This window comes from Microbacterium sp. B35-04, from assembly GCF_010634885.1.
Taxonomy (GTDB): domain Bacteria; phylum Actinomycetota; class Actinomycetes; order Actinomycetales; family Microbacteriaceae; genus Microbacterium.
This window is the reverse complement of sequence record NZ_MWLP01000115.1, coordinates 1-1,305: the sequence shown is the minus strand read 5'-3', so window position 1 is coordinate 1,305 and position 1,305 is coordinate 1. Positions and strand designations below refer to the sequence as shown.

The 1,305-nt window shown below is 73.9% G+C and carries 1 protein-coding gene; it reads right to left on the bottom strand.

The features are described from left to right. The coding region (locus B1729_RS19035; RefSeq protein WP_163634366.1) for an HNH endonuclease signature motif containing protein at positions 1-1,235 on the bottom strand (1,235 nt) is incomplete at its 3' end. Positions 1,236-1,305 lie beyond the last annotated feature (70 nt).

Here is a 1,305-nt window from a genome sequence, read left to right as displayed (position 1 = left end):
ATCTGTCGTCGGCGTTGCGCGTGGTCGTCGGGGACGAAGCGGATGGCGGGTTCTGGTCGGTCGGTGTGTGGGCGGCCGGTGGGGCTGGTCCAGACGAGCACGCCGGGGGTGGTCTGTTCGACGGTCCAGGGTGTGACGTGTTTCAGGACGTGGTGGCGGCGGCAGAGGTGGGCGAGGTTGTCGTGGCTGGTGGGGCCGCCGTGTGCGTGGTCGATGGTGTGGTCGATGTCGCAGCGGCGGACCGGGCGGCGGCAGCCGGGGAAGCGGCAGTGTTCGTCGCGGGCGGTGAGGAAGCGGTCCAGTGCGGGGCCGGGGCGGTAGCGGTCGACGGCGAGCACGGCGCCGGTGACGGGGGAGGTCATCACGCGTTCCCATCCCGGGTTGCCGGCGGCGAGGGTGCGGGCGGTGTCGGCGTCGATGGGTCCGTAGCCGGCGAGCAGGCAGGGTTCGGTGCCGGCGCCGGTCATGGTGAGTACGGGGATGGTGATCTGCACGGTGGCGCGGATCGCCGCGAGCCCGGACCCGGCGACGCAGTCCTGCGGTCCGGCGGTGAGCAGCAGGTCGGTGGCGATGTCGGCGCGTAGTTGAGCCATGGTGCGGGTGTCGCGAGGTTCGCCGTCCGCAGCCTCGCCGTCCGGGGCCTCGCCGTCCGGGGCCTGGCCGTCCGGGGCCTGGTCGTCGGCGGCGTGGTCTCCGGGTTCGCGTGCGGCGACGGCGGAGCGGGCCTGGCCGGTGAGGCGGTCGTGGATGCCGTGGATCAGGGTGGCGTCGTTGATCAGGGTGAGCGCTGCCATGTGGTCGGGCAGGTCGACGACCTCGATGTCGCGGCGGGCGACGGCCTCGCGGTGGCGTTCGGCGAGGGTGCGGTCCAGGAACCGTTCGGCGATCGCCTTCAGCACCGGGGTGAGGCGGCCCGGGGACAGGTTGGTGGCGCGGTGCAGGGCGAGGGTGAGGAACTCGGCGCGCGCCGCATCGTCGGTGATGGGGTCGCCGATGTCGTGGATCACCGACAGATGCTGCCGGGAGATCTCCCCGCGTCCCAGCGCGTCCACCCCGGCCGCGAACCGGGTGCACAGATCTGCGGACTCGGACATGAGCCGTGTCACGGTCCACTCCGACACGCGGGTGGAGGTTGCCAGGTCCGCGACCAGCGCGCGGCGGTCGAGCTCGGCGCGCCGCCCCTGCTCCGGTGTCGCCTGCGCGGGCCTCGCGACCGCGGCTGCGGCATCCGCCATCAACCGGATCTCCCCCGCGTCCGCCGCCGCCCGCCCCCCCCGACCCCCCTCGAACCCAGCAACCAGCCCC